We start from the raw sequence: 19284 nt of genomic DNA on the forward strand, positions 1-19284 counted from the left end.
CGTTGCGGCGTCAGGCGGTGCGTTACGCCGCCTTCTTCGAAGCCAGCTGGCGAAGCACGTAATGCAGGATGCCGCCGTGGTGGGCGAGGCGAAGCGCTTGCGCGGCGCGGCCGCGCGCTTCGTCGAGCGCCCTCGCCGCTGAGCCGCGAGGGCCGGGCTTCCGCCCGATCAACGTGCGTTACGCCGCCTTCTTCGAAGCCAGCTGGCGCAGCACGTAGTGCAGGATGCCGCCGTGGCGGAAGTACTCGACTTCCTTCGGCGTCAGCAGCAGCACGCGCACTTCGAAGCGCTTCTCGAAACCGTCGCCGCGACGCGCCACCACGGTCGCGGTCTTGCTCGCGCCGTCGTTGAGGCCTTCGATGTCGATCGTCTCGGAGCCTTCCAGACCCAGCACGCGGGCGTTCTCGCCGGCCATGAACTGCAGGGGCAGTACGCCCATGCCGACCAGGTTCGAGCGGTGGATGCGCTCGAAGCTCTCGGCGACGACGGCCTTGATGCCCAGCAGGTTCGTGCCCTTCGCCGCCCAATCGCGCGACGAACCGGTGCCGTATTCCTTGCCCGCGAACACCACCAGCGGCACGCCGGCGGCCTTGTACTTCATGGCCGCGTCGTAGATCGCCAGCTTTTCCGGCTGCGCGTCGGAGTAGTACAGCGTGTTGCCGCCTTCCTCGCCACCGAGCATCAGGTTCTTGATGCGGATGTTGGCGAACGTGCCGCGCACCATGACGTCATCGTTGCCGCGACGGCTGCCGTAGCTGTTGAAGTCGGCCGGCTGCACGCCGCGCTCCATCAGGAAACGGCCCGCCGGCGAATCCTTCTTGATGTTGCCGGCCGGCGAGATGTGGTCGGTGGTGATCGAGTCGCCGAACAGGCCGAGGATGCGCGCGCCGTGCACGTCGTTGATCAGGCCGACGTCCATCGACATGCCGTCGAAGTAGGGCGGGTTCTTGATGTAGGTCGACGCCTCGCTCCACTCGAACGACTCGCCCTGCGGCGACGCGATCTCGTTCCAGCGCGAATCGCCCTTGAACACGTCCGCATAGTTCTGCTTGAACAACTCGGGGCCGACGGTCGCGGCGATCGTGTCGCCGATTTCCTTGTTGCTCGGCCAGATGTCGCGCAGGAACACCGGCTGGCCGTTGCTGCCGGTACCGAGCGGCTCCGTCGTCAGGTCGATGTCGACCGTGCCGGCGAGCGCGTAGGCGACCACCAGCGGCGGCGAAGCGAGGTAGTTCATCTTCACTTCGGGATGCACGCGGCCCTCGAAGTTGCGATTGCCGGACAGTACCGACGTCACGACGAGGTCGTTCTCGGCGATGCCGCGCGACACTTCGTCCGGCAGCGGGCCGGAGTTGCCGATGCACGTCGTGCAGCCATAACCGACGACGTCGAAACCGAGCTGCTCCAGATCGCCGAGCACACCGGCCTTGCGCAGGTAGTCGGTGACGACCAGCGATCCCGGTCCGAGCGACGTCTTGACCCACGGCTTGCTCTTGAGGCCGAGGCGGTTCGCGTTGCGCGCGAGCAGGCCGGCGCCGAGCATCACGGCGGGGTTCGACGTGTTGGTGCACGAGGTGATCGCAGCAATGACGACCGCGCCGTCGACGAGCTCGACGTCCTGCTCCTTCATGCGGATCTTCGAACGCGGTTTCGCGGCCAGGTGATCGGCCTGCGGCTGGTCGCCGCCTTCCGCGTCGAAACGCTTGAGCTCGGACTTCTTCGCATCGCGGTTCGACGTAAGGCCGCCGAGGTTCGCGTTGTAGTTGTCCTTGACCTTCTCCAGCAGCACGCGGTCCTGTGGGCGCTTCGGCCCGGCCAGCGACGGCTTGACGTCGCCGAGGTCGAGTTCGAGCACCGCGGAGTACGAGGCTTCGGCGGTCGCGGCGTCGTGCCACAGGCCCTGCGCCTTCGCGTACTGCTCGACCAGCGCGATCTGCTCGTCGCTGCGGCCGGACAGGCGCAGATAGTTCAGCGCTTCGGCGTCGATCGGGAAGATGCCGCAGGTCGCGCCGTATTCCGGCGCCATGTTGGCGATGGTCGCGCGGTCGGCGAGCGGCAGGTGCTGCAGGCCTTCGCCGAAGAACTCGACGAACTTCCCGACAACGCCCAGCGCACGAAGCATCTGAGTGACGGTAAGCACGAGGTCGGTCGCGGTCGCGCCTTCCGGCATCGCGCCCTTGAGCTTGAAGCCGACGACCTGCGGAATCAGCATCGAAGACGGCTGGCCCAGCATCGCGGCCTCGGCCTCGATACCGCCGACGCCCCAGCCGAGCACGCCAATGCCGTTGATCATCGTGGTGTGCGAGTCGGTGCCGAACACGGTGTCCGGGAACGCCTGCAGCACGCCATCGACCTCACGCTCGACCACGACGCGGGCGAGGTTCTCGAGGTTCACCTGGTGGACGATGCCGGTGTTGGGCGGCACGACCTTGAAGTTGTCGAACGCCTTCTGGCCCCAGCGCAGGAAGCTGTAACGCTCCATGTTGCGCTCGAACTCGATGCGGCCGTTGATGTCGGCCGCGTCCTGGCGACCGTAGACGTCGACCTGCACCGAGTGGTCGATCACCAGCTCGGACGGAATCAGCGGATTGATCTGCTTGGGCGAACCGCCGAGCTTGGTCACCGCGTCGCGCATGGCGGCGAGGTCGACCACGCAGGGAACGCCGGTGAAATCCTGCAGCACGACGCGCGCCGGCATGAAGGCGATTTCGGTATCCGATTCGCTCTTCGGATCCCACGTCGCAACCGCCTCGACATGCTCGGGGAGCACGGTGACGCCGTCCTCATGCCGGAGCAGGTTCTCCAGCAGGATCTTCATCGAGTAGGGCAGGTGCGCCAGGTTGAAGCGCTGGCCCAGCGTCGGCAGGCTGAAGTAGGTGTAGGACTTGCCATTGACGGCAAGCTGCGCGCGGGTGGCGAAGGAGTCGGCCATGAGGGCTCCGTGGAGGCGGCAGGGAACGCGGCGGTCTGCATCGGCGGCGCTAAAGGCCGGCCGGAACGAATCGCCCCGGAAAACCCGCTAATTATGCCGCATCCGGCGTCGTACGGGCAGGCTCAACCCAGGTGCGCGTCGACAGCGGCCGACATCGCACGCCGCTGGAACGCGAAATCCCACAACGTGCCGCCGCGCTGCCGCCACAGCACGGCCGATCGCACGGCCGCCAGCAGCACGGCACGGACTTCGCCGACCACGCGCGGCTGCCCGAGGTAGTGCGGATTGCCTTGGACGAGCACGCGCGGCCGCAGCGTGCTGAGCGTCTGCGAATACAGCTGGCCGATGGGCGCGATGATGTCGGGATGCGTGACGCCGGACGTTTCCGCGCGCGGCGCCAGCACTTCGAGGCCGCGACGCACGCGTTCGGTCATGGCGTCATCCCGCACGAAGCGGCGTTCGAGCTGCATCACCGGCATCGCGAGGCGCGGCAGTGCTTCGTCGCGCTGTGCGCCCGAGAGGTAATCGCGTAGCAGCAGCAATCCGGGACGCACGTTTTCGAGCCCGCCATAGACATCGGCCGTGGTGCGCGCATCGAACCGGAACAGCGAGCCGATGCAGGTCTCGAGGATCTCCTCGTTCGACTCGCCGGTGTCGGCGATGCGTCGCACCTGAGCGAGCGCCTGCAGCAGCCCGGCGAGCGCGACGACGCGGTCGTAGATCGGTTCGACCGACGCAAGCGACGCAGCGATTTCGGAAGTGGCGCGGGTCATGCGGCGGCCCTGCGTGAGGCGTCGAGCGGCGCGTCGGTCGTGTCGACCACGGCGCCGCCGAGGCATGCGTCGCCGTCGTAAAGCACCAGCGACTGCCCCGGCGTCACCGCGCGTTGCGGTCGCTGGAACACGACGTCCAGCGCGCCGTTCGCGCGAACGACGACGCGGCATGGCTCGTCATTCTGGCGATAGCGCGTTTGCGCGGTGCATTCGAATTCGCCAGCGGGCGGGGCGCCGGAAATCCAGTGCGCGGTTTCGGTGGTGAGCCGGGTCGACATGAGCCACGGATTATCGATGCCCTGTTCGACGTAGAGCACGTTGGTCGCCACGTCTTTTCCGACGACGTACCACGGCGCCTGCTCGCGACCGCGCACACCGCCGATCGCCAGACCCTCGCGCTGGCCGAGGGTGAAATAGAAGACGCCGGGATGACGGCCGACCGAGAGTCCTTCCGGCGTACGCATCTCGCCCTCGCGGGCGGGCAGGTAGCGGCCGAGGAATTCGCGGAAGTCGCGCTCGCCGATAAAGCAGATGCCGGTGGAATCCTTCTTGGCGGCCGTCGGCAGGCCGGCATCGGCGGCCAGGCGACGGACGTCGGTCTTCGGAAGCTCGCCGAGCGGAAACAGCGTGCCCGACAGCTGCGGCTGGCCGAGCTGATGCAGGAAATAGGACTGGTCCTTGCTGCGATCCATCGCGCGCAGCAGTCGCCAGCGGCCATCGCGCTCGTCGACCCGCGCGTAATGGCCGGTCGCGATGCGCTCGGCGCCAAGCTCGTGTGCGGCGTCGAGGAAATGCTTGAACTTGATCTCGCGGTTGCACAACACGTCCGGATTGGGCGTGCGACCAGCGGCGTACTCGGCGATGAAATGCTCGAACACACCGGCCCAGTATTCCTTCGAGAAATCGCGGAAATGGATCGGCAGTCCAAGGCGTCCGCAGACGGCCACCGCGTCGCGGCGATCGTCTTCGGCGCGACAGTCGCCGCTGCCATCGTCGGCCCAGTTCGACATGAAGAGCCCGGCGATGGGCTCGCCCTCATCGCGGAGGCGTAGTGCGGCGACCGACGAATCCACGCCGCCCGACATCCCGACGATGGTGCGCGCCTGCGTCATCAGCCGACCGCGGTCACGAGTTCGAGCGGATAGCGACGGCCGGCCAGGGCGTCGGCCACCACGCGCCAGACCAGTGGACTGCGATGGCGGGCGGACTCGGCCTGGAGCTCCGCTGGCGTCATCCAGATTGCGCGGACGATGCCTTCGTCCAGCGCACGCGCCGGATCGAAGTGCAGGGGCTCCGCCACGAACGCGAACCGCACGTAGGTGCGCTCGGCGCCCGCCAGGCTCACCGAGGGCGCCTTCCACTGGTAGGCGCCGACGAACGCGGTGGGCCGCACGTCCCACCCGGTCTCCTCGCGGGTTTCGCGGATGGCGGCCTCGACGATGGGCTCGTCCGGTTCCAGATGGCCTGCGGGCTGGTTGAGGACGAGCCGACCGGCGACCTGTTCCTCGACGACGAGCACGCGCCCGCCATCGATGACGACGGTCGCGACCGTAACGTCCGGTTGCCAGAAGCGCGGATCGGCCGTCACGCGAATACGGCCCGTGCGACGAACGTCGCACCACGCGAGACGCGCGGGATGCACAGTGTCACCGTCGGAACGGTGCGACCAGGGCTGCGCAGCATCATCGTTCCCATGAACCCAAAGCGGCATTCTGCCGGGGCCGCGCGGCGGCCGTCCATGTCGCGCGACTTATACTGGTGCGATGCCGAAACACACCACGCACGATCAGGAACAACACGGTCAGCACGGCCTTGCGGTCGAGACCAGCCGGCCGGAAGTCGCGCCGCCACCGATGTACTCGGTGCTTTTGCTGAACGACGACTACACGCCGATGGACTTCGTAGTGGATGTCCTGACGCGGTTTTTTGCGATGAACATCGAAAAAGCGACACAGGTGATGCTCCATGTGCACACCCGCGGTCGTGGCGTATGCGGCGTTTTCACGCGCGAGATTGCCGAATCGAAAGTGTCGCAAGTGAACGAATACGCAAGGATCAACCAGCATCCCTTGTTGTGCACGATGGAAAAGGCCTAAAAGCGGTTTAAACCGCGCTACCGGCCCCCATCTGGTAACGCAGACGCTTCGGAGGCTTCCACATGTTCAGCAAGGATCTCGAGTACAGCATCGGGCAGTGCTACAAGCGCGCCCGCGAGGCTCGACACGAATTCATGACCGTCGAGCACCTGCTTCTGGCACTGCTCGACAACCCGTCGGCCGAGGGCGTATTGCGCGCCTGCGAGGCCGACACGCCGCGACTGCGACGCGAACTCGACGAGGCCATCGCCACGTCGGTCGCGGTGCTGCCCGACGACAGCGATCGCGACACGCAGCCCACGCTGGGTTTCCAGCGCGTCCTGCAGCGCGCGGTCTACCACGTGCAGTCGTCCGGCAAGAAGGAAGTGACGGGCGCGAACGTCCTCGTCGCCATCTTCGGCGAGAAGGATTCGCACGCGGTCTATTTCCTCAACCAGCAGGACATCGCGCGGCTCGACGTCGTCAATTACCTCTCGCACGGCATCAGCAAGCAGGGCGGTGAGGAAGGCGGTCGCGAGGAAGGCCAGGGCGGCCAGGAAGCCGGCAGACGGCGAAGGTAAGGGCGACGCGCTCACCGAGTTCGCGACGAACCTCAACCAGCTCGCGCGCGAAGGCAAGATCGATCCGCTCGTGGGTCGCGCCGACGAAGTCGAGCGCACAATCCAGGTGCTCTGCCGTCGTCGCAAGAACAACCCGCTCTACGTGGGTGAGGCCGGCGTGGGCAAAACCGCGATCGCCGAAGGCCTGGCCAAGCGCATCGTCGACAACGACGTCCCGGAAGTTCTGCAGGACGCGACGATCTACGCGCTCGACCTTGGTGCGCTCGTCGCGGGCACCAAGTACCGCGGCGATTTCGAAAAGCGCCTGAAGTCCGTGCTGCAGCAGCTGCGCAAGATTCCGGGCGCCGTGCTCTTCATCGACGAGATCCACACCATCATCGGTGCGGGTTCGGCGTCGGGCGGCACGATGGATGCGTCCAACCTGATCAAGCCCGCGCTTTCGTCGGGTGAGCTGCGTTGTATCGGCTCGACCACGTTCCAGGAATACCGCGGCATCTTCGAAAAGGATCGTGCGCTTGCACGTCGCTTCCAGAAGATCGACATCGTCGAGCCGACGGTGAGCGAGGCCGTGGAAATCCTGCGTGGCCTGCGTCCGCGGTATGAGGCGCACCACGGCGTGAGCTATGCGGACGACGCCATCCAGGCGGCGGTCGACCTGTCGGTGAAGCACATCGGCGATCGCCTGCTGCCCGACAAGGCCATCGACGTCATCGACGAAGCCGGCGCACGCCAGCGCCTGCTTCCGGAAGACAAGCGCAAGACGATCATCGACGTCGAAGAGGTCGAGACCATTGTTGCCAAGATGGCGCGCATCCCGGCCAAGCAGGTCACGGCGACCGACAAGGACGTGCTGCGCAACCTCGAGCGCAACCTGAAGATGGTGATCTTCGGTCAGGACCCGGCGATCGATTCGCTGACGTCCGCGATCAAGCTCGCGCGTTCGGGTCTCGGCAATCCGGACAAGCCGATCGGCAACTTCCTGTTCGCCGGCCCGACCGGCGTCGGCAAGACCGAAGTGACCAAGCAGCTCGCGATGCAGCTCGGCATCGAGCTGGTGCGCTTCGACATGTCGGAATACATGGAAGCGCATTCGGTGAGCCGCCTGATCGGCGCGCCTCCGGGTTACGTCGGCTTCGACCAGGGCGGCCTGCTGACCGAGAAGATCGTCAAGACGCCGCACTGCGTGCTCCTGCTCGACGAGATCGAGAAGGCGCATCCGGACATCTTCAACATCCTGTTGCAGGTCATGGATCGCGGCATGCTGACCGACACCAACGGTCGCGAGGCGAACTTCCGCAACGTGATCCTGGTGATGACGACGAACGCCGGCGCTTCGCAGGCCTCGCGTCGCTCGATCGGCTTCACCAAGCAGGACCACGCGTCGGATGCGATGGAAGTGATCCGTCGCAGCTTCTCGCCCGAGTTCCGCAACCGTCTCGATGCGATCGTGCAGTTCCAGGCGCTGGGGATGGATCACATCCTGCGCGTGGTCGACAAGTTCATCATCGAACTGGAAGCGCAGCTGCACGAGAAGAACGTCACGCTCAACGCGACGCCCGAAGCCCGCGACTGGCTCGCCAAGCACGGCTTCGATCCGACGATGGGCGCGCGCCCGATGGCCCGCATCATCCAGGAGAACATCAAGCGTCCGCTGGCGGACGAGCTGCTGTTCGGCAAGCTGGTGGGCGGTGGCCGCGTAACGGTGGACGTGCGAGACGACAAGCTGGTCGTCGATGCGACGGCCGAGCCGGAGAAGCTGTTGCCGGCGACCGTCGAACACTGACGGACGTTCGGAACATCGGAAACGAAAAAGGCGGCCTTCGGGTCGCCTTTCTTTTGGGTCGCACCGCCGCGATTACTTCATGCGGTACGTGATGCGGCCCTTGGTGAGGTCGTACGGCGTCATTTCGACCTTGACCCGGTCACCGGTGAGGATGCGGATGTAGTTCTTCCGCATGCGACCGGAGATGTGGGCAATGATCTCGTGGCCGTTTTCGAGGCGAACGCGGAACATCGTGTTCGGAAGTGTTTCCGACACGGTGCCTTCGAATTCGATCACGTCGTCTTTTGCCATGGGGTCCTTGAAGAATTCTGTGGAGCGGGCGTAGGAAGCCGTGGATTGTGCCACGCGGGGCGGAAGGGGCGCAAAAAGGTCCGCCGCTCAGGCGTAGGTGTACGCCAGTTCCCGGGCGGGCAGGTCGCCGAAAGGCTCCGTCCAGCTACGTTCAAGCCCGGGGCTTTCGACCAACCCGGAGACCGCGGCGAGGAAATCCGCCCGCGGCCAACGCTCGGCGCCAAGCGACAGCAGGTGCGGGTTCTCGACCTGGGCGTCGAGCAGCGGCCAGCCCCATTCGGCGAGGCGATGGGCCAGTCCGGCGATCGCGACCTTCGAGCCCCCGGTGCGCGCACTGAACATGCTTTCCCCGAAAAACATGCGCCCAACCGCGACGCCGTAGATCCCACCGACCAGCGAGTCGCCGTCCCAGACCTCGACCGAGTGCGTATGGCCTAGACGGTGCAGCTCGATGTAGGCGTCGCGCATGCCCGAGGTGATCCACGTGCCGGGCTGGCCCGCGCGCGGGATCGTGGCGCAGCGGTCGATGACGACTTCGAAAGCGGTGTCGGCTCGTACCGTCCAGTCGCAACTCCGGAGGCCACGGCGGAAACGCCGGGACGTCGCGACTCGGTGGGTGCGGAACACCATGCGCGGATCGGGCGACCACCAGAGCGGCGGCTCGCCGTCGGAGAACCACGGGAAGATGCCGGCGCGATAGGCGGCCAGCAGGCGTCGTGGGTCGAGGTCCCCACCGATCGCGAGCAGCCCGTCCGGGTCGCGCAGCGCCGTCGATGGATCGGGGAACGGCGCGTCCGGTTCGTCGTCGAGCCACGGGATTCGCAGCGGACTCACGTCGATGCGTCCCGGAAGGGGCTGCTTGCGCGGAGTCGGGTGGCGTACGCAGTCACCGCCTCGCGTTCCTCCGCGCACCAGCCGGCGAGTGCCTCGCGAAATGCAGGCTCGGCGATCCAGTGGCGACTGCGTACCAGCGTCGGAAGGAAGCCACGCGAGAGTTTGTGCTCGCCCTGCGCGCCGGGTTCGAAACGTCGCAGGCCTTCGCGCAGGCAGTAGTCGAGGCCCTGGTAGTAGCAGGTCTCGAAATGCAGGCCGGCGTGCTGTTCGATCGAGCCCCAGTAACGACCGTAGAGCGTGTCGCCGCCGCGCAGGCAAAGGGCGCCGGCGATCGGTCGACCGTCGCGCTCGGCGAGCACGATCACCAGCGAGCGCGGCATCGTGTTCGCCAGGTGCTGCAGGAATTCGAGCGTGATGGCAGGACGGTTGCCGTATTCGGCGAACGTCTGCAGGTAGAAGTGATGCATCGCCTCCAGATCGGCGTCCGACGCTTCGTCTCCATGCACGATGCGGAACGTGATCCCGGCGCGCGCGACCTTCGCGCGTTCCTGCCGGATGTTCTTGCGATGCTTGTGGTCCATCGCGGCGAGGAAGGCGTCGAAGTCGCGCCAGTCGCCGGTGTTTTCCCAGTGGTACTGGACGTCGACGCGTTCGAGCCAATCGTCGTCGAATGCTCGGTCGTCAGCAGCGACGTGGAAATTGACGTGCGCGGATGAGAACGCGTCGTCGCAGGCGTCGCGCAATGCAGCGATCAATGCACACTTGGCATCGAGGTCGCGAGCGAGCAATCGCGGACCCGTTACAGGCGAGTAAGGCACCGCGCAGAGCAGCTTCGGAAAATAGTCGAGGCCGTAACGCGAGTACGCGTGCGCCCAGGCGTGGTCGAACACGAATTCGCCGTGTGAGTTGCGCTTCGCGTAGCACGGCGCAGCAGCGACGAGTTCATCGCCGCGCCAGAGCGTGGGGTGTCGCGGTGTCCAGCCGAGCCGCGGTTGCACGCAGCGCGTGGACTCCATGCCCGACAGGAAGGCATGGCGAACGAACGGGTTCGCGTCCCCGGCCAGTGCATCCCACGCGGCCGCGTCGACATCCGCCAGCCGCTCGATCCATCGCGTGCGCAGCGTCATCGCGGCGCACGCCTGCCGGCGTCAGCCGGCCTTGTCGAGATAACGCTCCGCATCGAGCGCGGCCATGCAGCCCGAACCGGCCGAGGTGATCGCCTGGCGGTAGTGCTGGTCGGCGACGTCGCCGGCCGCGAACACACCGGGAATCGTCGTCGCCGTCGCATTGCCTTCGATGCCCGACTGCACGGTGATGTAGCCGTTGCGCATCGCCAGCTGGCCTTCGAACAGCGCCGTGTTCGGCGTGTGGCCGATGGCAACGAAGAAGCCGTGCACGGGGATTTCGCGGGTCGATTCATCGAGCACGGAACGTACGCGAAGCGCGGTGACGCCGGCTTCGTTGCCCAGCACTTCGTCGACCGCGTGGTGCCAGACCGGCTCGATCTTGCCGGCCTCGATCTTCGCGAACAGCTTGTCCTGCATGATCTTTTCGGCGCGCAGCGTGTCGCGGCGATGCACGAGGTAGACCTTGCGCGCGATGTTCGAGAGATACAGCGCTTCCTCGACCGCCGTATTGCCGCCGCCGACGACCGCGACATCCTGGTCCTTGTAGAAGAAGCCGTCGCAGGTCGCGCACGCCGACACGCCGCGTCCCTTGTAAGCCTCTTCGGACGGCAGGCCGAGGTACTTCGCGGTCGCGCCCGTTGCGATGATCAGGCCGTCGCAGGTGTACTCGCCGCTGTCGCCGCGCAGGCGGAACGGGCGCTGCGAGAGGTCGGCCGTGTGGATGTGATCGAAGATCACTTCGGTGTTGAAGCGCTCGGCATGCGCCTGCATGCGCGCCATCAGGTCCGGACCCATCAGGCCGTGCGCGTCGCCCGGCCAGTTGTCGACCTCGGTCGTGGTCATCAGCTGGCCGCCCATCTGCAGGCCGGTGATGACGACGGGCTTGAGGTTCGCGCGGGCTGCGTACACCGCGGCGCTCCAGCCGGCAGGGCCGGAGCCGAGGATGATCAGCCGCGAGTGCTTCGAAAGGGTCATGGATATAATGGCGAGTTATGTGATGCGTGCATTTCGGCACGCGGATCGATGCGCTGTCGAAGGCATCATTCCGCGGCCGCGATTGAACGCCGGAAGCGCCATAGCTTGGCGGTCGCATGACGGCAGCACAAGGCGCGACCGGCGGAGACAGTGTTCCGCAGCCGCGCCGCCCCCACCCCTGCAGACCCGCGCGCAAGCGATTCGCGACGCGCGCTCCGGAGACAGCAATGCGCATCGGTGTACCCAAGGAAACCAAGACCCTCGAAGGGCGCGTCGCGCTCGTGCCGGCTGCGGCCGGTGACCTCGTCAAGCGTGGCCACGAGGTGTGGCTGGAGCAGGGCGCAGGCCTGAAGAGCGGCTTCAAGGACGACGAGTACACCCGCCTGGGCGTCAAGATCGCCCCCGATGCGGCGGCGCTGTACGAGAAGGGCGAGATGATCGTGAAGGTGAAGGAGCCGATCGCCGGCGACCTCGCGCACCTTCGCAAGGACCACCTGCTGTTCTGCTATCTGCACCTTGCCGCCGAGCCGACGCTCACGAAGCAGCTGCTCGACATCGGCCTGACCGGCGTCGCGTTCGAAACGGTCGAACTCCCGAACGGCGACCTGCCGCTGCTGGCACCGATGTCGGTGATCGCCGGCAAGATCGGCGTGCAGGTCGGCACCCACCTGCTGCACCAGCCCATGGGCGGCAAGGGCAAGCTGCTCGGCGGCCTGTCTGCGACGGAGCGCGGCAAGGTCGTCGTGTTCGGCGCGGGTCGCGCCGGTGGTGCCTCGGCCGCGCTCGCTGCGGCGGGTGGCGCGAACGTCACCGTCTTCGAAATGCGCGAAGACCGCATGGACGAGATGATGCGCCTGGGCAACAACGTCACCGCGCTGTACCCGTACCACGACGTCGTGGCGCGTGAAGTGGCCTCTGCGGACCTCGTCATCGGCGCGGTACTCGTGACCGGTGCGAAGGCGCCGCATGTCATGACCCGCGAGATGCTCAAGGGCATGGAGGACGGCTCGGTCGTCGTCGACATCGCGATCGACCAGGGCGGCTGCTTCGAAACCTCGCGCCCGACCACCTGGAAGGAGCCGACCTACGTGGAGGAGGGCGTGACCCACTTCTGCGTGACCAACATGCCGGGCGCGGTGCCGCAGACCTCGTCGCAGGCGATCTGCGCGGCGATCCTGCCGTGGGTGAACAAGCTTGCCGGCGGCGACTGGCGCAACAACCAGGCGCTGGTGCGCGGCATCAACGTCGAGGGCGGCAAGATCGTCCACCCGGCGCTGCAGGACATGGTGCTCTGATCGACTGAGACGGCACGTCCGCACAATCCGCGGGACCGGTCGCGATTCGCGGCCGTTCGGAACCGGCGCTGGCCGTATGCAGCGCCGGTTTTCACGTATATTCAACGACTAACACGCTCGACCTAAGGCTGCATCTCACGTGGCGCAGGCGCCAGCTGCAACCCGCAAGAAGGCCGCGAACGCGGCCGCATCCCAGTCGCCCCGTCCCGGAATGTCCCCGGGGCGCCAGCGCATGGCGCGCGATATCGCGCTGATCTTCATCGTCCCCGCGATGCTTTATCTCGTGGCGACGTTGTTCACCTACTCGCCGCAGGATCCGGGCTGGACCAGCTCCGGCGCGGTGACGGCGCCGCTGCACAACATGGGCGGCGCGGTCGGCGCGATCATCGCCGACATCATCTTCAACCTGCTTGGCTACGCGGCCTATCTGCTGCCGGTCATCCTCGGCGCGATCGTCTGGATCGCGATGTTCCAGAAGGACACCGACGTCGAGAAGAGCGACCTGACGCCCGCGCTGCGGCTTGTCGGGCTGGTCGCGTTCCTCATCGCGATGACGGGTTTGCTGCATCTGCGGCTCGGGACGGTCGACGCGGATCTTTCGCGTGCCGGCGGCATCCTCGGTCGCTTGGTCGGTCGATCGCTGGCGCGTGGCTTCGGTCAGCTCGGCGGCAACCTGTTCCTGCTCGCGCTGTTGCTCACGTCAGTGACGCTGGCGACCGGCCTTTCATGGCTGCACGTGATGGACCGCGTCGGTGGGTGGGTGATGTCTGCCGGGCCGTTCGTGTCCACGCTATTCCGCCGCAGCGCCCGCGAGGTCGTGGAGCGTCGCGAGGTCAGCGTGCTGCGCGAGGAGCGTGAGCAGGTACGCAAGGTGGAGACCGAGAAGCGCGAGAAGCGCGCGCCGGTCAAGATCGAGCCGCCGCCGGCGCCGGTCGTGGAAAAGAGCGAGCGCGCCAAGCGCGAGCAGCAGATTCCGCTGTTCCACGTCTCCGACGGCACCGGCATTCCGCCGCTGGCGTTGCTGGACGACCCGAAGCCGCAGCCCAAGGGTTACGACCCGGAGACGCTCGAGACCCTGTCGCGGCAAATTGAGTTCAAACTCAAGGACTTCCGGATCGATGCTCACGTAGTGGGTGCATATCCGGGCCCGGTCATCACGCGCTTCGAGATCGAACCCGCGCCGGGCATCAAGGTCAGTCAGATTTCCAGCCTGGACAAGGACATAGCGCGCGGACTTTCAGTAAAGTCTGTGCGTGTCGTTGACGTCATTCCGGGCAAGTCGGTGATCGGTCTGGAGATCCCGAACGTCAACCGGGAAATGATTTATCTCTCCGAGCTGCTTCGGTCCAAGGAATACGACAAGTCGACCAGCCCGCTGACGCTGGCGCTGGGCAAGGACATCGCGGGCCGGCCGACCGTCGCCGATCTGGCGCGCATGCCGCATCTGCTCGTCGCGGGTACGACCGGCTCGGGCAAGTCCGTCGCGGTGAACGCGATGGTGCTGTCGCTGCTCTACAAGGCGTCGGCCAAGGACGTGCGGCTGCTCATGATCGACCCGAAGATGCTGGAACTGTCTGTTTATCAAGGCATTCCACACCTTCTGGCCCCGGTCGTGACCGACATGAAGGAGGCCGCGAACGGCCTGCGCTGGTGCGTTGCCGAGATGGAGCGCCGCTACAAGCTCATGTCCGCGGTCGGCGTGCGAAACCTCGGCGGCTTCAACAAGAAGGTGACCGACGCGATCAACGCCGGCCAGCCGCTGATGGACCCGCTGTTCCGCCCGAACGCCGAGGCCGGCGAGGTGCCGCGCCAGCTCGAGCCGCTGCCGCACATCGTCATCTTCATCGACGAATTCGCCGACATGATGATGATCGTCGGCAAGAAGGTCGAAGAACTTATTGCCCGCCTGGCGCAGAAGTCGCGCGCCGCGGGCATGCACCTGATCCTCGCCACTCAGAGGCCATCGGTCGACGTCATCACCGGCCTGATCAAGGCGAACATCCCGACGCGCATCGCGTTCCAGGTGTCGTCCAAGATCGACTCGCGCACCATCCTCGACCAGTCGGGTGCGGAAACGCTGCTCGGCCACGGCGACATGCTCTACATGCCGCCCGGCACGTCGATGCCCGAGCGCGTGCACGGTGCTTTCGTCAGCGACGAGGAAGTGCATCGCGTCGTCGAGCACCTCAAGCAGATCGGCGGCGGGCCGGACTATGTCGAAGGCGTGCTGGAGGAAATCCAGACGATGGGCGACGGCGTGGTCGTCGGCCCGACTGGTCTGCCTGAGAGCAGCGGTGGGGGTGGCGATGAATCGGATCCGCTGTACGACGAGGCGGTGCGCATCGTCACCGAGAGCCGTCGTGCATCGATTTCCGGCGTCCAGCGTCGCCTGAAGATCGGCTACAACCGCGCGGCGCGACTCATCGAAGCGATGGAAGCCGCGGGCGTCGTGACGCCGCCGGAACACAACGGCGACCGCAGCGTGCTCGCGCCGCCGCCGCCGAAGAACTGAGGTCGCGCTGAAGGCGACATCGCGGTTCCGGTAATACTCGCGCCCTGTTCATGAAACGCCGCACAGACTCGCGGCAGACCTTTTTGGAGATCGCCATGCGTTCCATGACGACCCTGGCCGCCGCCGGCCTGATGCTCTTCGCGGGCGTCGCCAGCGCTGGCGCGCGCGACCAGCTCAACACGTTCACCAAGGGCCTGAAGACGCTCGATGGCCGCTTCACCCAGCAGGTGTTCGATGCCCGCGGCAAGCTCAAGGAGACCAGCAGCGGCCGCGTGTCCCTGTCGGCGCCCAAGCAGTTCCGCTGGGAGTATGCCAAGCCGTATCCGCAGCAGATCGTCGCGGACGGCACGACCGTCTGGATCTACGAGCCCGACCTGCAGCAGGTGACGAAGCGTCCGCAGGGCGCCGAGGAACGCACCAGTCCGCTGACCGCGCTGACCAATCCGTCGCGTCTGGACGCGCAGTTCAAGGTGCAGGAAGCTGGCGCAACGAACGGCCTCGAGTGGCTGACGTTGACGCCGAAGGGCGACGCGACGTCGTCCGGTTTCCGTAGCGCGAAGCTCGGCTTCGCCGCGGGTGGCCTGTCGAAGATGCAGGTGGTCGACCAGCTCGGCCAGCGCACCGACATCAGCTTTAGCGATCTGAAGCGCAATGCACCGCTGCCGGCCGGCACCTTCCGCTTCGCGGTACCGAAGGGCGTGGACGTCATCGGCGGCTGAGGCCGCAACGGTTCGACGATCGAAGGGGCGGGCAACCGCCCCTTTTTCGTGCCGCCGATCAAGCGATTCCGACCGTTCGGTGAAGGCGTGCAAACAAGCCTTAACCGTTTGGAACGATTGAGGTTTTCCGGCTCGCGATATCACGAATCATCCACGCCGGCGTGCCGAGAGTGGCCTTCACACGACGCGGTCGCGTCACGCAAGGCCATCGCAATGCCGCTTCGCAGCACGCTCCTCTCCGTGGGCACCTTCACCGCACTTGCGGCCACCTCGCTCATCGCTGGACATCGGACGACCGCGGCCGCCGCGCCGCTCGTTGCCGCGCCCGTGGCACCGGCTGCGACGTCGCGGTTGGAAGCGCGCGAACAGATCGACGACTCGGTCGCAGCCGCGGTCATCGGCAGCATCACGCGACAGTTCGACACGTCCGACGTCGTCGTCCAGCTCGGCAAGGTGCAGGTACGCCCGGCGAGCATCCAGGACCGCGAAGTCACCGGCGACGGCCGCCTCCGCATCGACGGGCAGGGCGAGTGGATCCCGTTCCGCTTCGCGGCGATGTACGACACCACGAGCACCGAGGTCACGTACCCGCAGCTCGAACTCGGCGGCGGCGACGGAAAGGCGGTTGTTGCGGGCTCGTCGCTCGCGGTCTCGCTGGACCAGCAGGTCGCCAAGGCGCTGCACGGCGAGTTCCAGAGCCAGCCGGTGAAGTGGACGTCCGGCAACGTCGACGCCACCAACATCGGACGCTTCGTGCGCGTCAATGGCGAAGGGCTGGTCGACTTCGGCGCCGACGGCTCCACGCCGGCGCAGGTGCAGGGCCTGTACGACAGCGCTGCGCATCGCTGGGTGCGGGTGCATTACGAACTCGGCCCGGGCAGCGAGTGGTCGGCCACCACGACCGGCATCGCGAGCCTCTGACGGGCGGCTGCTAAGGTGCGGGGCCCGTCCCCGCATCGCACGCCGTGGCCCGACGTCCCACACTTTTCGCCCGCGACGACGACCCCGCCGTCGATTCGCTGCGCCCGCTCGCCGAGCGCATGCGCCCGCGCACGCTGGACGAGATGGTCGGGCAGAAACGACTGCTGGCGCCGAATTCCGCGCTGCGACGCGCCGTCGAATCGGGGCGCGTGCATTCGATGGTGCTCTGGGGGCCGCCCGGTTGTGGCAAGACCACGCTTGCTTTGCTTCTCGCGCGTTATGCCGACGCCGAATTTCGTGCGATTTCCGCCGTGCTTTCCGGACTGCCGGAAGTGCGGCAGGTGCTCGCCGAAGCCGCCGAACGATTCGCGGACGGTCGTCGCACCGTTCTGTTCGTGGACGAGGTTCACCGATTCAACAAGGCGCAGCAGGACGCGTTCCTGCCGGCGATCGAGCGCGGCACGATCGTCTTCGTCGGCGCGACCACCGAGAACCCGTCGTTCGAATTGAACTCCGCACTGCTGTCGCGCTGCCGCGTACATGTGATGGAAGCGGTCGCCGTCGACGACCTCGTTGAAGCGCTCCATCGCGCGTTGAACGACAGCGAGCGCGGGCTCGGCGGGCAGGGCCTGCAGGTCGACGAGGATTCGCTGCGACAGATCGCGACTGCGGCCGATGGCGATGTACGGCGCGCGCTCACGCTGCTGGAAATCGCCGCCGAACTCGCGACGGGCGAGGGCGGGCGCATCACCGAGGCGACGCTGGTGCAGGTGCTGGCCGATCGCACGCGTCGCTTCGACAAAGGCGGCGAGCAGTTCTACGACCAGATCTCGGCGCTGCATAAATCGGTGCGCAGCTCGAACCCGGATGCGGCGGTCTACTGGCTGGCACGCATGCTCGATGGTGGCGCCGACCCCAATTACCTCGCGCGGCGCATCACGCGCATGGCGGTCGAGGACATCGGGCTGGCCGACCCGCGCGCGCTCGAAATGGCGATCGATGCCTGGGAGACGTTCGATCGCCTCGGCAGCCCGGAAGGCGAGCTCGCACTGGCGCAGACGGTGATCTATCTCGCGACGACGGCGAAGTCGAACGCAGGCTATGTCGCCTGGAACGAAGCGCGCGACGATGTGCGCCGACTCGGCACGCAGGACGTGCCGCTGCACCTGCGCAACGCGCCGACCAAGCTGATGAAGTCGCTGGGCTATTCGAAGGGCTACCAGTACGACCACGACGCGGAAGGCGGCATCGCGCTCGACCAGACCGGTTTCCCGGATGCAATGGGCGAGCGCGTGTACTACCGACCGGTCGACCGCGGGCTGGAAATCAAGCTCGGCGAGAAGCTCGCACGTCTGCGTCAGCTGCGTGCCGATGCGCGTGGGGAATCATCAGGCGGCGACAGCTAACCGCTGCAGTCCGTAGCGTGTCGCCATGACGCGCCTGTCAGCCGATCACACGCCGTAGTACCCGCGATACCACTCGACGAACTTCTCGACGCCGGTTTCGACCGGTGTCGACGGTGCGTAGCCCGTGTCGCGACGCAAGGCCTCGACGTCGGCATACGTGTCCGGCACGTCGCCCGGCTGCATCGGCACGAGACGACGCTCGGCCTTGCGCCCGAGACATTGCTCCAGCACCTCGATGTAGCGCAGCAGTTCGACCGGGCGGTGGCTGCCGATGTTGTAGACGCGGTAAGGCGCCGTCGATGTCGCGGGTGACGCAAGCAGCGACGCGTCGTCGGACGCCTGCGGCACGGTGTCCAGCGTGCGGATCACGCCTTCGACGATGTCGTCGATGTAGGTGAAATCGCGGCTGTGGCGGCCGTGGTTGAACACGTCGATCGGCTCGCCCGCGAGGATCTTGCGCGTGAACAGGAACAGCGCCATGTCCGGCCGGCCCCACGGGCCGTAGACGGTGAAGAAGCGCAGGCCTGTCGTCGGCAGCGCGTACAGATGGCTGTACGTATGCGCCATCAGCTCGTTCGCTTTCTTCGTCGCCGCGTACAGGCTGACCGGATGGTCGACGCTGTGCTCGACGGCGAATGGCAGCTCGCGATTCGCGCCGTAGACCGAGCTCGACGATGCGTACACCAGATGCTCGACGCCGCCATGTCGGCAGGCTTCGAGCACGTTGATGAAACCGACCAGATTGCTGTCGATGTACGCGCGCGGGTTCTCGAGCGAGTAACGCACGCCGGCCTGCGCGGCGAGATTCACCACGCGCTGCGGCTTGAAGGCGGAGAACGCGCGGTCCATCGCGTCGCGATCCTCGAGCTTGGCGTGCACGAACTCGAAGTCGTGGCCCGGCACGACGCGCGCAAGGCGATCGCGCTTGAGCTGCGGGTCGTAGTAATCGTTGAGGTCGTCGAAGCCCAGCACTTCGTCGCCACGCTCGATCAGGCGCTTGGTGAGGTGGGAACCGATGAAGCCGGCCGCGCCGGTTACGAGCACGCGCATGGCGAAGTCC

General features: G+C 66.4%; 14 protein-coding genes and 2 pseudogenes. 7 read left to right on the forward strand and 9 right to left on the reverse strand.

Going from position 1 to position 19284, the window contains the following annotated elements; translation table 11 throughout:
• Positions 1-250: 250 nt before the first annotated feature.
• The 4 genes and pseudogenes from acnA to ACVWWW_RS08920 all read right to left on the reverse strand — a co-directional run.
• Positions 251-2932, reverse strand: a pseudogene (gene acnA, locus ACVWWW_RS08905) (aconitate hydratase AcnA); the annotation flags it as partial.
• A 122-nt stretch (positions 2933-3054) separates the two neighbouring features.
• Positions 3055-3705, reverse strand: a complete 651-nt coding sequence (gene hflD / locus ACVWWW_RS08910; protein ID WP_051235149.1) for a high frequency lysogenization protein HflD — start codon at positions 3703-3705, stop codon at positions 3055-3057.
• On the reverse strand, positions 3702-4817 hold the full coding sequence (gene mnmA / locus ACVWWW_RS08915; RefSeq protein WP_027083101.1) for a tRNA 2-thiouridine(34) synthase MnmA: 1116 nt from the start codon (positions 4815-4817) through the stop codon (positions 3702-3704). The genes hflD and mnmA overlap by 4 nt, the downstream gene beginning before the upstream one ends.
• Positions 4817-5293: an NUDIX hydrolase gene (locus ACVWWW_RS08920; protein ID WP_027083102.1), complete on the reverse strand. Its 477-nt coding sequence runs from the start codon at positions 5291-5293 to the stop codon at positions 4817-4819. The genes mnmA and ACVWWW_RS08920 overlap by 1 nt, the downstream gene beginning before the upstream one ends.
• Before the next feature lie 175 nt (positions 5294-5468).
• Between ACVWWW_RS08920 and clpS the strand changes: the two genes are divergently transcribed.
• Both clpS and clpA read left to right on the forward strand, forming a co-directional pair.
• A complete protein-coding gene (gene clpS / locus ACVWWW_RS08925; RefSeq protein WP_027083103.1) occupies positions 5469-5801 on the forward strand; it encodes an ATP-dependent Clp protease adapter ClpS in 333 nt (110 codons plus the stop codon).
• Positions 5802-5863: 62 nt separating this feature from the next.
• Positions 5864-8144, forward strand: a pseudogene (clpA, locus tag ACVWWW_RS08930) (ATP-dependent Clp protease ATP-binding subunit ClpA).
• Between the two features lie 72 nt (positions 8145-8216).
• On the opposite strand, the gene infA reads toward clpA, so the two are convergent.
• From infA to trxB, 4 genes are all read right to left on the reverse strand, one after another.
• Positions 8217-8435, reverse strand: coding sequence for a translation initiation factor IF-1 (gene infA, locus ACVWWW_RS08935; RefSeq protein WP_027083105.1), 219 nt, complete (start codon positions 8433-8435; stop codon positions 8217-8219).
• An 87-nt stretch (positions 8436-8522) separates the two neighbouring features.
• Positions 8523-9269 carry a leucyl/phenylalanyl-tRNA--protein transferase gene (gene aat, locus ACVWWW_RS08940; protein ID WP_027083106.1) on the reverse strand — a complete coding sequence of 249 codons (747 nt, stop codon included), beginning with the start codon at positions 9267-9269 and terminating at the stop codon, positions 8523-8525.
• Entirely contained in the window at positions 9266-10396 is a 1131-nt protein-coding gene (locus ACVWWW_RS08945) for a GNAT family N-acetyltransferase (protein WP_027083107.1), read from the reverse strand. The genes aat and ACVWWW_RS08945 overlap by 4 nt, the downstream gene beginning before the upstream one ends.
• 21 nt (positions 10397-10417) lie before the next feature.
• On the reverse strand, positions 10418-11371 hold the full coding sequence (gene trxB, locus ACVWWW_RS08950; RefSeq protein WP_036141982.1) for a thioredoxin-disulfide reductase: 954 nt from the start codon (positions 11369-11371) through the stop codon (positions 10418-10420).
• A 227-nt stretch (positions 11372-11598) separates the two neighbouring features.
• Here trxB and ACVWWW_RS08955 point away from each other — a divergent pair, with 227 nt between their 5' ends.
• From ACVWWW_RS08955 to ACVWWW_RS08975, 5 genes are all read left to right on the forward strand, one after another.
• Positions 11599-12666, forward strand: coding sequence for an alanine dehydrogenase (locus ACVWWW_RS08955; RefSeq protein WP_027083109.1), 1068 nt, complete (start codon positions 11599-11601; stop codon positions 12664-12666).
• A 211-nt stretch (positions 12667-12877) separates the two neighbouring features.
• On the forward strand, positions 12878-15178 hold the full coding sequence (locus tag ACVWWW_RS08960; RefSeq protein WP_081672097.1) for a DNA translocase FtsK: 2301 nt from the start codon (positions 12878-12880) through the stop codon (positions 15176-15178).
• Between the two features lie 95 nt (positions 15179-15273).
• On the forward strand, positions 15274-15897 hold the full coding sequence (lolA, locus tag ACVWWW_RS08965) for an outer membrane lipoprotein chaperone LolA (RefSeq protein WP_051235151.1): 624 nt from the start codon (positions 15274-15276) through the stop codon (positions 15895-15897).
• 213 nt (positions 15898-16110) lie between these two features.
• Entirely contained in the window at positions 16111-16818 is a 708-nt protein-coding gene (locus ACVWWW_RS08970; RefSeq protein WP_027083112.1) for a hypothetical protein, read from the forward strand.
• 44 nt (positions 16819-16862) lie between these two features.
• Entirely contained in the window at positions 16863-18224 is a 1362-nt protein-coding gene (locus ACVWWW_RS08975) for a replication-associated recombination protein A (protein ID WP_027083113.1), read from the forward strand.
• 45 nt (positions 18225-18269) lie between these two features.
• Here ACVWWW_RS08975 and ACVWWW_RS08980 read toward each other — a convergent pair whose 3' ends face one another.
• Complete coding sequence (locus tag ACVWWW_RS08980; RefSeq protein ID WP_027083114.1) at positions 18270-19274, reverse strand: NAD-dependent epimerase; 1005 nt, start codon at positions 19272-19274, stop codon at positions 18270-18272.
• Positions 19275-19284: the final 10 nt, after the last annotated feature.

It is taken from the genome of Lysobacter sp. HA18, from assembly GCF_054057595.1.